This window comes from Limnohabitans sp. Rim28, assembly GCF_000293865.2.
Classification (GTDB): domain Bacteria; phylum Pseudomonadota; class Gammaproteobacteria; order Burkholderiales; family Burkholderiaceae_C; genus Limnohabitans_A.
Genome location: NZ_ALKN02000001.1, coordinates 445,395 through 459,326 on the forward strand (window position 1 = coordinate 445,395; position 13,932 = coordinate 459,326).

At 57.6% G+C, this 13,932-nt stretch carries 15 protein-coding genes and 1 tRNA gene; all 16 read right to left on the reverse strand.

The window, feature by feature from the left end; genetic code table 11:
* Positions 1–20 precede the first annotated feature (20 nt).
* A complete protein-coding gene (gene nuoL, locus B472_RS02080; protein WP_019428177.1) occupies positions 21–2,054 on the reverse strand; it encodes an NADH-quinone oxidoreductase subunit L in 2,034 nt (677 codons plus the stop codon).
* 6 nt (positions 2,055–2,060) lie between these two features.
* Complete coding sequence (nuoK, locus tag B472_RS02085) at positions 2,061–2,369, reverse strand: NADH-quinone oxidoreductase subunit NuoK (protein WP_026039778.1); 309 nt, start codon at positions 2,367–2,369, stop codon at positions 2,061–2,063.
* Positions 2,369–3,019, reverse strand: a complete 651-nt coding sequence (locus tag B472_RS02090; protein WP_019428179.1) for an NADH-quinone oxidoreductase subunit J — start codon at positions 3,017–3,019, stop codon at positions 2,369–2,371. The genes nuoK and B472_RS02090 overlap by 1 nt, the downstream gene beginning before the upstream one ends.
* Before the next feature lie 37 nt (positions 3,020–3,056).
* Positions 3,057–3,557 (reverse strand): NADH-quinone oxidoreductase subunit NuoI, encoded by a 501-nt coding sequence (gene nuoI, locus B472_RS02095; RefSeq protein WP_019428180.1) that lies wholly within the window; start codon positions 3,555–3,557, stop codon positions 3,057–3,059.
* A 22-nt stretch (positions 3,558–3,579) separates the two neighbouring features.
* Positions 3,580–4,662 carry an NADH-quinone oxidoreductase subunit NuoH gene (nuoH, locus tag B472_RS02100; protein ID WP_019428181.1) on the reverse strand — a complete coding sequence of 361 codons (1,083 nt, stop codon included), beginning with the start codon at positions 4,660–4,662 and terminating at the stop codon, positions 3,580–3,582.
* Positions 4,659–6,767 carry an NADH-quinone oxidoreductase subunit NuoG gene (nuoG, locus tag B472_RS02105; RefSeq protein ID WP_019428182.1) on the reverse strand — a complete coding sequence of 703 codons (2,109 nt, stop codon included), beginning with the start codon at positions 6,765–6,767 and terminating at the stop codon, positions 4,659–4,661. The genes nuoH and nuoG overlap by 4 nt, the downstream gene beginning before the upstream one ends.
* On the reverse strand, positions 6,760–8,160 hold the full coding sequence (nuoF, locus tag B472_RS02110) for an NADH-quinone oxidoreductase subunit NuoF (RefSeq protein WP_019428183.1): 1,401 nt from the start codon (positions 8,158–8,160) through the stop codon (positions 6,760–6,762). Before nuoF ends, nuoG begins: the two co-directional genes overlap by 8 nt.
* Positions 8,160–8,648 (reverse strand): NADH-quinone oxidoreductase subunit NuoE, encoded by a 489-nt coding sequence (gene nuoE, locus B472_RS02115; protein WP_019428184.1) that lies wholly within the window; start codon positions 8,646–8,648, stop codon positions 8,160–8,162. The genes nuoF and nuoE overlap by 1 nt, the downstream gene beginning before the upstream one ends.
* On the reverse strand, positions 8,645–9,898 hold the full coding sequence (locus tag B472_RS02120; RefSeq protein ID WP_019428185.1) for an NADH-quinone oxidoreductase subunit D: 1,254 nt from the start codon (positions 9,896–9,898) through the stop codon (positions 8,645–8,647). Before B472_RS02120 ends, nuoE begins: the two co-directional genes overlap by 4 nt.
* 1 nt (position 9,899) lies before the next feature.
* Positions 9,900–10,508, reverse strand: coding sequence for an NADH-quinone oxidoreductase subunit C (locus B472_RS02125; RefSeq protein ID WP_019428186.1), 609 nt, complete (start codon positions 10,506–10,508; stop codon positions 9,900–9,902).
* A gap of 11 nt (positions 10,509–10,519) precedes the next feature.
* Positions 10,520–10,999 (reverse strand): NADH-quinone oxidoreductase subunit B family protein, encoded by a 480-nt coding sequence (locus B472_RS02130; protein ID WP_019428187.1) that lies wholly within the window; start codon positions 10,997–10,999, stop codon positions 10,520–10,522.
* Positions 11,000–11,041: 42 nt separating this feature from the next.
* Complete coding sequence (locus B472_RS02135) at positions 11,042–11,401, reverse strand: NADH-quinone oxidoreductase subunit A (RefSeq protein ID WP_019428188.1); 360 nt, start codon at positions 11,399–11,401, stop codon at positions 11,042–11,044.
* A 66-nt stretch (positions 11,402–11,467) separates the two neighbouring features.
* Positions 11,468–11,552: transfer RNA gene (locus B472_RS02140), tRNA-Leu, on the reverse strand.
* A gap of 155 nt (positions 11,553–11,707) precedes the next feature.
* Positions 11,708–12,094: a preprotein translocase subunit SecG gene (gene secG / locus B472_RS02145; protein WP_019428189.1), complete on the reverse strand. Its 387-nt coding sequence runs from the start codon at positions 12,092–12,094 to the stop codon at positions 11,708–11,710.
* Between the two features lie 39 nt (positions 12,095–12,133).
* A complete protein-coding gene (gene tpiA / locus B472_RS02150) occupies positions 12,134–12,886 on the reverse strand; it encodes a triose-phosphate isomerase (RefSeq protein WP_019428190.1) in 753 nt (250 codons plus the stop codon).
* On the reverse strand, positions 12,886–13,896 hold the full coding sequence (locus B472_RS02155) for an NAD(P)H-quinone oxidoreductase (RefSeq protein ID WP_019428191.1): 1,011 nt from the start codon (positions 13,894–13,896) through the stop codon (positions 12,886–12,888). The genes tpiA and B472_RS02155 overlap by 1 nt, the downstream gene beginning before the upstream one ends.
* Between the last annotated feature and the right edge of the window lie 36 nt (positions 13,897–13,932).

Sequence of the window (13,932 nt, forward strand, 5' to 3'; positions counted from 1 at the left end):
TTATTTTGTCCTCAAAATCGTTAAGCGAGCCAGACGAAATACGTCATCAGCACGAACACACCCAAAATCATGACCAGGGCGTAGTGGTACAGGAAACCCGACTGGAACCAGCGCACCACGCCGGACACCCAACCCACCAACTTCCAGGAACCGTTGACGAAGAAGCCGTCAATGATGGTGCGGTCGCCCACCTTCCAAAAACCCAGACCCAGTCCGCGCGCGCCCTTGGCCAGGACGTTTTCGTTGAACCAGTCCATGAAGTACTTGTTCTCGAGCACCACAATCAGCGGACGCAAAGCACGGGCGAAGAAAGCTGGCACTTTGGGGTTGATCAGGTACATGTACCAAGCGGTCACCACACCGGCCAAAGCCAACCAGAAAGGCGCCATGGTCATGCCGTGCAAAGCCATGGCCACAGGGCCATGGAACAACTCACCGAGTTGCTGCATCGCAGGGTGTTTGGCGGCATCAATGAAGATGACGTCTTTGAAGAATTCGCCATACAACATGGGCTGGATGGTCATGAATCCGATCAACACCGAAGGAATGGCCAGCAACACCAAGGGCACCGTCACCACCCAAGGTGACTCATGCGGCTTGTCATGACCGTGGTCATCATGGCCATGGTGGTCATCGTGGCCGTGGTGGGCATCAGGGTTTTGATCGTAGCGCTCCTTGCCGTGGAAGACCAGGAAATACATGCGGAACGAATAAAAGGCCGTGACGAACACACCAGCCAGCACCGCGAAGTTGGCAAAGCCAGCGGCGGGCAAGTGGCTCAAGTGCACCGCCTCAATGATGCTGTCCTTGGAGTAAAACCCCGAGAACAAAGGCGTACCGATCAGGGCGAGCGAGCCGAGCAAGGACGTGATCCAGGTGATGGGCATGTATTTGCGCAAGCCACCCATGTAGCGGATGTCCTGGTTGTGGTGCATGCCCATGATGACGGAGCCTGCACCCAAGAACAGCAGCGCTTTGAAGAACGCATGGGTCATCAGGTGGAACACCGCCACCGAGTAAGCCGATGCGCCCAGCGCCACCGTCATGTAACCCAGCTGCGACAAAGTGGAATAAGCCACCACGCGCTTGATGTCGTTTTGGATGATGCCCAAAAAGCCCATGAACAAGGCCGTGATCGAACCGATCACCATCATGAAGTTCAAGGCCGATTCGGACAACTCGAACAAGGGAGACATGCGTGCCACCATGAAGATGCCTGCCGTCACCATGGTGGCAGCGTGGATCAGGGCGGAGATGGGCGTGGGGCCTTCCATCGAATCAGGCAGCCACACATGCAAGGGAAACTGAGCCGACTTGCCCATGGCACCGATGAACAGGCAGATGCAGATCACGGTGATCAGCATGGCATCCATGCCAAAGATATACCAAGGAAAATCGATGGCAGCCAATTCATTGGCTTTGGCAAACAGCTCGGTGTAATTGAGCGTGCCGGTGTAAGCCGCGATCAGGCCAATGCCGATGATGAAGCCAAAGTCACCCACACGGTTGACCAAAAAGGCCTTCATGTTGGCAAAGATGGCCGTCGGCTTGTTGTACCAAAAACCGATCAGCAAGTACGACACCAGACCGACAGCTTCCCAACCGAAGAACAGTTGCAGCAAGTTGTTGCTCATGACGAGCATCAGCATGGAAAAGGTGAACAAGGAGATGTAGGCAAAAAAGCGGTTATAGCCTTCGTCCTCGTCCATGTAGCCAATGGTGTAGATGTGCACCATGAGCGAGACAAAGGTGACGACGCACATCATCATGGCCGTGAGGCTGTCGACCATGAAGCCGATTTCCATCTTCAAGTCACCCACCACCATCCAGGTGTAGAGGCTTTCGTTGAAGCGGGCCCCGTTGATGACTTGGCTGAGCGTCATCACCGACAAGATGAAGGCCACCAACACCCCCAAAATGGTGAAGGTGTGCGACAAGCGGCGACCGATCCAATTACCGCCAAATTGGGTGCCCAAGACACCGGCCAACAAAGAGCCCACCAATGGAGCCAATGGAACTGCCAACAGCGTGCTGGCGTTGAGGGTTTGACTCATGTTGTTTTAACCCTTGAGCGAATTGAGTTCGTCCACATTGATGTTGTTCTTGTTGCGGAACAGCAGCACCAAAATGGCCAGGCCAATGGCCGACTCAGCAGCCGCCACGGTCAAGATGAAAAACACGAAGACCTGACCGTGCATGTCACCCAGGTAGTGGGAGAAAGCCACAAAGTTCATGTTCACGGCCAGCAGCATCAGCTCGATGGCCATGAGCAAAACAATCAGGTTCTTGCGGTTCAAAAAGATGCCGATCACGGACAACGCAAACAGCATGGCACCGAGGGACAAGAAGTGCCCCAGAGTCAATGTCATCATTTTTTCACCTCAGCTTCTGGCGTATCGGTCGGAGCAAGAGGTGCCGGGGCCGCTTGGGTCGGCGCCATCTTGACCAGTTGCATGCGATCTGCCGCGCGCACTTTGACTTGGATGGAAGGATCGATCGCCTTGCTGTCCTTGCGGTTGCGCAGGGTCAAGGCGATGGCCGCAATCATGGCCACCAAAAGAATGGCAGCCGCAATCTGGATGGGCATCAGGTATTCGGTGTAAAGCAAGATGCCCAAGGCTTTGCCGTTGTCCACCGGCACAGCGCCAGGGGCCATGGCAGGCGCTTCAGACAAACGAAAGCCTGAGAGCAGCACAGCAGCCATCTCCAAAGCCACGATGGCACCCAAGGTTGCGGCCAGGGGGAAGTTTTTCCAGAAGCCTTGGCGCACAGCGTCGATGCTGACGTCCAACATCATCACCACAAAAAGGAACAGCACCATCACCGCACCCAAGTACACCAAGACCAGCACAAAGGCCAAAAACTCGGCATTCAAGAGCAGCCAGACTGCAGAAGCTTGCGAAAAAGCCAACATGAGGTACAGCACAGCGTGCACAGGATTGCGCGCGGTCACCACCCGGAAAGCGGCAAACAGCAGCACCACCGAGAAGAGATAAAAGAAACCGGTCTTGACGTCCATAGCTTGGTCTTTTTAAATGTTCAGGACTGGCCCGTGCTCAACGGTAAGGAGCATCCGCAGCCTTGGCGGCAGCGATCTCTTTTTCGTAGCGGTCGCCCACGGCCAACAACATGTCTTTGGTGAAGTACAGGTCTCCGCGTTTTTCACCGTGGTATTCCAGAATGTGGGTCTCAACGATCGAGTCGACTGGACAGCTTTCTTCGCAAAAACCACAAAAAATGCACTTGGTCAAATCGATGTCGTAGCGGGTGGTACGGCGTGAACCGTCTTCGCGTTGACCGGCTTCGATGGTGATGGCCATCGCGGGGCAAACGGCCTCACACAACTTGCAGGCGATGCACCGCTCTTCGCCGTTGTCATAACGGCGCAGGGCGTGCAGACCACGGAAACGCGGGGACAGCGGCGTTTTTTCCTCGGGAAATTGCACCGTGACCTTGCGCGCAAACGCATAACGCCCCGTCAGGGCCATGCCCTTGAGCAACTCCACAAGCATGAAGCTCTTGAGGAAGTCCTTGATCGAAAAAGAGGAAGCAGTCATTGTTGTCATGTTCGTGAACCGCTCAAAGCCAGATGTTCCAAGGCGAGTGCAACCATGCACCCACGATCAGGAGCCACACCAAGGTGACGGGAATGAAGATCTTCCAACCCAAGCGCATGATCTGGTCATAGCGAAAACGTGGGAAAGTGGCACGGATCCAGATGAACATCGAGACCACCAAGAAGGTCTTCAGGCCCAGCCAAATCCAGCCCGGAATCCAGTTGAACAAGGCGTGGTCAATGGGCGACAACCAGCCGCCCAAGAACATGATCACGGCCAGAATGGACACGAGCCACATGCTGGCGTATTCGGCCAAGAAGAAAATGGCAAAGCCCATGCCCGAGTACTCGACCATGTGACCGGCCACGATTTCGGCTTCGCCCTCGACCACGTCAAAGGGGTGACGGTTGGTTTCGGCGACACCCGAAATCAAATACACGATGAAGATGGGCAGCAAAGGCAACCAGTTCCAAGAGAACACACCCAGGCCCATGTCTGCCGCAGCGCCTTTGCCTTGCGCCATGACGATCTCGGTCAGGTTCATGCTGCCGGACACCATCAAGACCACCAAGAAGCAAAAGCCCATGGCGATTTCGTAACTGACCATTTGGGCTGAAGCACGCAGCGCACCCAAGAAGGCGTATTTCGAGTTGGAAGCCCATCCCGCGATGATCACGCCATACACCTCAATCGAGGTGATCGCCATGACCAGCAACAAACCGGCGTTGACGTTGGCCAGGGCTTGGTCGGGGCCAAACGGAATCACCACCCAAGCGGCCAAGGCCGGCATGATGGCCATGATGGGGCCTAAGCGGAAAAGACCCATGCTGGCCGCAGTCGGGTTGATCAATTCTTTGGTCAACAACTTGATCGCGTCAGCAATCGGTTGCAGCAAACCCATGGGGCCCACCCGGTTGGGGCCATGGCGGACTTGCATGAAACCCAAGAGCTTGCGCTCCCAAAGCGTCAGGTAAGCCACAGCACCCATCAGCGGGGCGAGGATGGCCACAATCTTGATCAAGATCCACAGCACTGGCCAGACCATGGTGGCCCACCAGTTGGCAGCCACCAGGTTCAGGCCGCCGTTGTACAGAGCGTCAATCATGCGGTCACCTCCTGACGAGCGTCTGCCGTCAATTGCAAAGACGGCGCACGGCGAACAATGCCATCGAGTTGGTAAATCGATGCGCTCACAGGAGACGCGACCGTTGCGGTCAAGGTGATCGCAGCGCGCGTGGCATTGGATGCAGTCATCGGATGGGCCGTGGCGCGGGCCAACACGTCTTGTGAGGTTTCAAAAGCCACACCCGGGATCTCCAGCAAATTGGCCAACACGCGCAACACTTTCCATGCAGGACGGGTTTCAGCCAAAGGCTTGACCACGGCATGGAAACTTTGCAGGCGACCTTCGGCGTTGACAAAGCTGCCCGAGGTCTCGGTGAACGGAGCAATCGGCAACAACACATCGCTGAAAGCCATGTTGGCTTTGAACGGGCTGAGTGTGACGACCATTTCGGCTTGGCCCAGACTTGGCGCAGCGGCGGCACCGGCCGCGCTGTCGAACTCGGGTTCGGTGTTGAGCAAGATCGCAGCCTTGAGCCCGCCAGCCAACATCTGGCCAGCGTGCTTGCCACCGGTCTGAGGCTGGGCACCGACCCACTGCGCACCCACGGTGTTGGCCGCTTCGGTCAGGTAACCGACGGTCGCACCGGTTTGATCGGCGATCCAGTTGGCCAGCGCCAACAGGCTTGAGGCATTGGCTGCGTGCGCGGCAGCATTGCCCAACAACACGGCTTTGCGCTCACCGCCGAGCAGGGACTTGGCGATGGCTTGTGCTTGTGCAGAGGCCGTGCCTGCGCAAGGCGCTGCGACGCCCTTCTCTGTGGCAATGGCTGCGGCCACATTGGCCAGGGCCTGGGCCCAGCCCGAAGCTTCGGACAACACGGCCTGCGCCACGGGCATGGCCCAAGCGTCGGCGTGGCTGAAAGCCGCAGGTGCAGTGATGACATTCAGCTGCGCGCCATGGCGCACAGCGTGACGCACGCGCAGGGCAAACAAAGGATGGTCTTTGCGCAGGTTGGAACCCACGACCAAGACGCGCTGCAAAGTGGACAAGGCTGCGATCGGCATGCCCAAAGTGCGCACGCCCTCGCTGGCTGCAAATTCAGCGTGGCGCAGGCGGTGATCAATGTTGTCAGAACCCAAACCGCGCATCAAAGCGCCAGCCAGGTACAACTCTTCCACGGTGCTGTGCGGACTGACCAAAGCGCCGATGCTGCCCGCACCGTGGTCGCGCTGGATGTTGCGCAAGCCATTGGCCACGTATTCCAGGGCAGTTTGCCAGTCGACTTCTTTCCATTCACCGCCCTGCTTGAGCATGGGGCGGGTCAGACGGTCTGGGCCATTGAGGGCTTCGTAAGAAAAACGCTCGCGGTCGGCGATCCAGCACTCGTTGACGTCTTCGTTTTCCAGGGGCACGACACGCATGACCTGGTTGTTCTTGACCTGCACGATCAGGTTGGCACCCGAAGAGTCGTGCGCGGCCACCGACTTGCGGCGTGACAACTCCCAAGTCCGGGCGTGGTAGCGGAAAGGCTTGCTGGTCAACGCGCCCACGGGGCAGATGTCGATCATGTTGCCCGACAACTCGGAATCGATCGTCTGGCCCAGGAAGGTTTCGATCTCGGCGTGCTCGCCGCGGTGCGACATGCCCAGTTCCATGGCACCGGCCACTTCCTGGCCAAAGCGCACGCAGCGAGTGCAATGGATACAGCGGCTCATCTCTTCCATCGAGATCAGCGGACCCACTTCTTTGTGGAAAACCACGCGCTTTTCTTCTTCGTAGCGGGAGCTGCTGCCACCGTAACCCACGGCCAAGTCTTGCAACTGGCACTCACCGCCTTGGTCACAAATGGGGCAATCGAGTGGGTGGTTGATGAGCAAGAACTCCATGACCGACTTTTGGGCGGCAATGGCCCGGTCGCTCTTGGTGCGCACGATCATGCCTTGCGTCACAGGCGTGGCGCAGGCGGGCATGGGCTTGGGGGCCTTTTCGACCTCGACCAGGCACATGCGGCAGTTGGCTGCGATGGAGAGTTTCTTGTGGTAACAGAAATGGGGGATGTAGGTGCCCGCTTTTTCAGCGGCATGCATGACCATGCTGCCTTCGGCAACTTCCACTTTCTGACCGTCGAGTTCTATTTCAACCATGGGTCTTCACCGCTGTTGCATCGGCGTTGACCATAGAGGTCTTGTGCTCGATGAGGTGTACAAATTCGTGACGGAAATGCTTGAGCATGCCGCGCACCGGCATGGCCGCAGCGTCACCCAAGGCGCAAATCGTGCGGCCCATGATGTTGCCGGCCACACTGTCGAGCATGTCGATGTCGCTGGCACGGCCTTGGCCGTGTTCAATGCGGTCCACCATGCGCCAGAGCCAGCCGGTGCCTTCACGGCAAGGGGTGCACTGGCCGCATGACTCGTGCGAATAAAAATAAGACAAACGCGCCAAAGCCTTGACCATGCAACGTGTCTCGTCCATGACGATCACCGCGCCAGAACCCAACATCGAGCCGCCTTCTTTGGCGATGCTGTCGTAGTCCATGGTGAGCATCATCATCAACTCGGCCGGAATGACCGGGGAGGACGAGCCGCCAGGGATCACCGCCTTGAGTTGACGGCCACCGCGCACACCACCGGCGAGTTCGAGCAGCTTGGCAAACGGCGTGCCCATGGGCACTTCGTAATTACCGGGGCGCTCGACGTCACCGCTGACCGAGAAGATCTTGGTGCCTCCGTTGTTGGGCTTGCCGCATTCCAGATACGCCTGACCACCGTTGCGGATGATCCAAGGCACCGCCGCGAAGGTTTCGGTGTTGTTGATGGTGGTGGGCTTGCCATACAGACCAAAGCTGGCGGGGAATGGCGGCTTGAATCGGGGCTGGCCTTTTTTGCCTTCCAGCGATTCGAGCAGAGCGGTTTCTTCGCCGCAGATGTACGCACCAAAACCATGCGATGCGTGCAACTGGAAGCTGAAGGTGCTGCCCAAAATGTTGTTGCCCAAATAGCCTGCGGCACGGGCTTCTTCGAGGGCCGCTTCAAAGCGCTCGTAGGTGTGGAAAATTTCACCGTGGATGTAGTTGTAACCCACGCTGATGCCCATGGCATAAGCCGCGATGATCATGCCTTCGATCACCGTGTGCGGGTTGTACTCCATGATGTCACGGTCTTTGCAGGTGCCCGGCTCGCCCTCATCCGAGTTGCACACCAAATACTTTTGACCGGGGAACTGGCGGGGCATGAAGCTCCACTTCAGACCCGTCGGGAAGCCCGCACCGCCGCGACCACGCAAGCCCGACTCTTTGACCGTGGCAATCACCTGGTCTTGGGTCATACCCGCAACGCCGGTCTCAGGATTGGGCTCGGCACCGTCTTTGCCCAAAATTTTGCGCAAGGCCGCATAGCCACCACGCGCTTCGTAATCTTGGATGCCCCAGTTGCGGCCATTCAGACCGGCATAAATTTGCGGATGGATGTGGCGGTCGTGGAAGCAGCTTTCCACGCCTGTGGCTTGGAATTGGCTCAGGATTTGTTCGACTTTCATCAGGCGGCCTCGGCTTTCTTCAGGCTGTCAACGAGTTGGTCGAGTTTTTCATGGCTCATGAAGCTGCACATGTGGCGGTCATTGACCAAGAGCACGGGCGCATCGGCGCAAGCGCCCTGGCACTCGCTGGGCTGCAAGGTGAACAGGCCGTCGGCTGTGGTCTGACCGACTTGCACACCCAGTTTGTGCTCCAGGTGTTCGAGTGCGTTTTGACCACCACGCAACTGGCAAGGCAGGTTGGTGCAAACGTTCAACTTGAACTTGCCCACCGGCTTTTGGTTGTACATGTTGTAGAAGGTGGTGACTTCGTGCACCGCCATCACCGGCATGCCCAAGACCTCGGCCACGACTTGCTCACTGTCTGGGCTCACCCAGCCTTGTTCTTGCTGCACGATAGCCAGACAAGCCATGACGGCCGACTGCTTTTGGTCTGTAGGGAACTTGGCAACTTCACGCGCAAAGCGTGCTCTGGTTGAATCAGAGATCATCGGTCAATCTCTCCAAAAACGATGTCCATGGTCCCGATGATCGCGACCGCATCGGCCAGCATGTGGCCACGGGCCATTTCATCGAGGGTGGCCAAATGGGCAAAGCCCGGGGCGCGAATTTTGAGGCGGTACGGTTTGTTGGCACCGTCACTCACCATGTAAATGCCGAACTCACCTTTGGGGTGTTCGACAGCGGCATAGGCCTCGCCTTCGGGCACATGAAAACCTTCGGTGAAGAGCTTGAAATGGTGGATCAAGTCTTCCATGTTGGACTTCATGCCTTCGCGCGAAGGCGGCGCGATCTTGTGGTTGTCGGTGATCACTGGGCCGGGGTTGGCACGCAGCCACTTCACGCACTGCGCGATGATGCGGTTGGACTCGCGCATCTCGGCCATGCGCACCAAGTAGCGGTCGTAGCTGTCACCGGTCTTGCCCACGGGCACATCGAATTCAACCTGGTCGTAGGCGTCATACGGTTGCTTTTTGCGCAAATCCCAGGCCACGCCGGAACCACGCAACATGGGGCCAGTCATGCCCAAATTGAGGGCACGCTCTGGCGACACCACGCCCACACCCACGGTGCGTTGCTTCCAGATGCGGTTGTCTGTGAGCAAGGTTTCGTATTCGTCGATGCACTTGGGAAAGCGCTGTGTGAAGTCGTCGATGAAATCCAACATGGAACCTTGGCGGTTCTTGTTGAGTTGTTCGATCGCCTTGGCATTTTTGATCTTGCTGACCTTGTACTGCGGCATGCTGTCGGGCAAGTCGCGATAAACGCCACCGGGACGGAAATAGGCCGCATGCATGCGGGCGCCCGAGACGGCCTCGTACAGATCGAACAGGTCTTCACGTTCGCGGAAGGTGTAAATCAAGACCGTGGAACTGCCGCAATCGTTGCCGTGCGAGCCGAGCCACATCAGGTGATTGAGCACACGGGTGATTTCCGAGAACATCACGCGGATGTACTGCGCGCGCTTGGGCACTTCAAGGCCCAGCATCTTTTCGATGGCCAAGCAGTAAGCGTGCTCGTTGCACATCATGGACACGTAGTCCAAACGGTCCATGTAGGGCAGTGACTGGATATAGGTTTTGCTCTCGGCCAACTTTTCAGTGGCACGGTGCAACAGACCGATGTGCGGGTCTGCGCGTTGCACGACCTCGCCATCCAACTCCAACACCAGTCGCAGCACACCGTGCGCGGCCGGGTGCTGGGGACCGAAGTTCAGGGTGTAATTCTTGATTTCGGCCATGTCAGTTCAGGCCTCCGTAGTTGTCTTCGCGAATGATGCGCGGCGTGATTTCACGCGGCTCAATGCTCACGGGTTCGTAAATCACGCGCTGGCGTTCGGCGTCATAACGCATCTCGACGTGGCCTGACAGCGGGAAGTCTTTGCGGAACGGATGGCCAATGAAGCCGTAGTCGGTCAAGATGCGTCTGAGGTCGTTGTGACCCTCGAACACGATGCCATACAGGTCAAACGCTTCGCGCTCGTACCAATTGGCCGAATTCCACAGGGCATTGACCGAATCGACCAAAGGCAAATCGTCATCGGGGCACAGCACCTTGACACGCACGCGCTGGTTGAGGCTGACCGACAACAGGTGGACTGTGACACCAAAGCGGGGACCATCGGTGCCCACTTCGCGATACGCCGAGTAATCAACACCGGCCAAATCAATGAGTTGCTCAAACTGGCAACCCGGCGCATCACGCAAGCAAGTCATCACATCCAGATACTGGGCCGGACCCACATGCACCGTCACCTCACCCAAAGCCACGCTGATGGTGTGGGCCCGATCGCCCAAAAGGGTGGTCAGAGTGTCGTGCAAGTCTTCGGGGCGAATGGCGAAAGAAGTCATCGTCATTCCCCTCAGGCGCGCGCAATGGTGTGCGTGCGCCGAATTTTTTGTTGCAACTGCATGATGCCGTAGATCAAGGCTTCGGCGGTCGGCGGGCAACCCGGCACATAAACATCGACCGGCACAATTCGGTCACAGCCTCGTACCACCGAGTAGCTGTAGTGGTAATAGCCACCACCGTTCGCACAAGAACCCATGGAGATGACCCAACGCGGCTCGGACATCTGGTCATAGACCTTGCGCAAAGCGGGGGCCATTTTGTTGCACAGCGTACCGGCCACGATCATCAAGTCGGCCTGACGGGGGCTGGCGCGGAAAACCTCGGCACCAAAACGACCCAAGTCATAACGGGCGGCGGCCGCATGCATCATCTCCACCGCGCAGCAGGCCAAACCAAAGGTCATGGGCCAAAGCGAACCGGTTTTGGCCCAGTTCACCACCGAGTCGTAACTCGTGGTGACAAAGCCTTCCTTCATCACGCCTTCAATCATTTTGAATCCTCAAACAGGCTGTTTGCTGTGCACTAACAACGGTCATTCCCAATCGAGGGCGCCTTTTTTCCACTCGTAGACAAAACCTACAACCAGAATGTTTAAAAAGACAACCGCCCCAATGAAACCCGCCATACCCACCTCTTTGAGCGCCAAAGCCCAAGGAAAAAGGAAAGCGATTTCGAGATCGAACAAGATGAAAAGAATGGCGACGAGGTAATAGCGGACGTCGAATTTCATTCGAGCGTCTTCAAAAGCCTCGAATCCGCACTCATAAGGGGAATTTTTTTCCGCGTCAGGCCGGTTGGGGCCAAGAATGTAGCCCAAAACCTGGGGAATGATGCCGACAGCGATGCCGACCAAAATGAACAAGAGAATCGGAAGGTACTGTTCGAGGTTCATTTCGAGACTGCCGGTTAGTGACCGAATGAGTCACCCAGGCCTTGAGCCCGAGCGCTTCTGTTTGTCTGGTGCCGTCGGCGAGACTCGAACTCGCACAGCTTTCGCCACTACCCCCTCAAGATAGCGTGTCTACCAATTTCACCACGACGGCTGGATACACAAGATCGGTTTGCATGAGGTGCACCTGGAGTGCGTGTTGCTCACCGAACAGACTCTGATTTTACTCTGAAATTCCGCTCATTTCCTTCGATAGTCCTGCAAAAATGTGCATAGCCGCCAAGCTGAATGGCAACTGACAAATTTGGATTACTTCACCGGAATGGCAGGCGGTACGCTTTTGTCAACAGCGGGCACAGGCGTGTTGCCAGGGATCTGCGCAGCAGGGCTGGCGTCAACCGGCGCAGCAGGCGAGTTGACTGTGGCACCTTCCAAGACGCTGCCCGATGAGGAAGGCGTCAAATTGCCAAAATAGGCCAAGGACAAAGTGCAGGCAAAAAATACAAAAGCCAAAACTGCCGTGGTCCGGGACATGAAGTTGGCACCGCCCGTCGCACCAAACAAACTGCCTGAACCGCTGCTGCCAAAAGCAGCACCCATGTCAGCACCTTTGCCATGCTGGATCAGGATCAGACCAATCATGGCCAGAGCCGACAACATCTGAACCACCAAAATCAAAGTCAACATCACGCTCATCAGAGTTCTCCGAAAAATCTAGAAACAGGGTGTGAAAGCTCAGCGCGAGGCGGCCTTCAGCAGGGATAAAAAATCTTGGGCCTTGAGCGAAGCACCGCCAATCAGGCCACCATCGACATCAGGCTGGGCCAACAATTCGGCCGCATTATGGGCTGTCATGCTGCCACCATACAAAACAGAGACGCGGTCTGCGTGCGAAGAGGCGGCCTTCAATTGAGACCGCAAAACCGCGTGGACCTCTTGGGCCTGCTCCGGTGAAGCTGTGAGGCCCGTACCAATCGCCCAAACAGGTTCATAAGCCACCACAATTTCACTGATGCAGTGGCCGTTGGCTTGGATCACTGCCGCCAGTTGACGCTTGACCACCGCCTCGGTCTGACCGGCTTCGCGTTCGGCCAAACTCTCGCCGACACACACAATGGGGGTGATGCCCACAGCCAATGCACGTTGGGCTTTGACGGCCACTGTGGCATCTGATTCGGCGTGAAAGAGACGGCGCTCAGAATGACCCACAATGCAGTAACGCACCGAAAAGTCTCGCAGCATCTGGGCAGAGACCTCACCCGTGTAGGCGCCTGCCTCGTGTGCCGAAAGATCTTGGGCACCCAAATCGATGCGAGAACCAGACAACAAAACTTGCATTTGAGCCAGGTAAACAGCCGGTACACACAAGGCCGCGCGGCATGCAAGACCAGACACCTCAGCCGTCAGCTCAGCGACAAAAGCTGCATTGGCCGACAAATCGCCATGCATCTTCCAGTTGCCGACCAACAATTGGGGAGGCTTGCTCATCACCAGGTCACCACCAATTTACCGACGTGCTGGTTGCTCTCCATCAGGGCGTGGGCTTGAGCTGCGCCCGATGGCAGATCGCCCGCCGCATCCATGGCGCCAAACACGCTGTGAATGACCGGTTTGATCCGGCCAGACTCGATCCAAGGCCAAACCGTTTTGCGCAAGGACTGGGCAATGTCTGCCTTGAACGCCACGGGACGCGGCCGCAAAGTAGAGCCCGTGATGGTCAGGCGGCGACGCAGCACCATGCCGGCATTGAAGTCGGCTTTGACGCCGCCTTGCACCGCAATGATGACCAAGCGGCCATCCTCTGCCAAAGCCTCGACTTCTCGGGCCACATAGTCGCCCGCAACCATGTCGAGAATCACGTTCACACCAGCGCCGCCGGTCAGGCGCTTGGCCTCGGCTACAAAGTCGGTGGTTTTGTAGTTGATGGCGTGGTCTGCACCCAAGGCCAAGCAGGCTTGGCATTTGGCGTCTGAGCCCGCCGTCACGATCACCACCGCACCGGCTGCCTTGGCCATTTGGATGGCCGTGACGCCAATCCCGCTGGTGCCGCCCTGAATCAACAGGGTTTCACCCGCTTGCAATCGACCGCGGTCAAACACATTGCTCCACACGGTGAAGAAAGTCTCGGGCAGCGATGCGGCTTCGGTGTCGGTCAGGCCCTTGGGCACGGGCAAACACTGGGCCACCGGGGCCACGCACAGCTGCGCATAACCACCACCCGCCACCAGGGCGCACACGCGGTCACCCACCGAAAAACCTGCAGAGGCCATGGCTGCTGCATCACCCGACACCACCACACCCGCGACTTCCAGGCCCGGAATGTCCGAAGCACCCGGTGGCACCGGGTAGTTGCCGGTGCGTTGCAGCACATCGGGGCGGTTGATGCCACTGGCCGAGACGCGAATGAGCAGCTCCCCTGCCCCGGCCACAGGATCTGGCCGGGAGCCGGGCACCAGCACCGCTGGGGCGCCGAAGCTTTGGATTTCAATGACGTTCATGGTGAATCAACGCGGTTTCGGGCAGCCATCGACCGC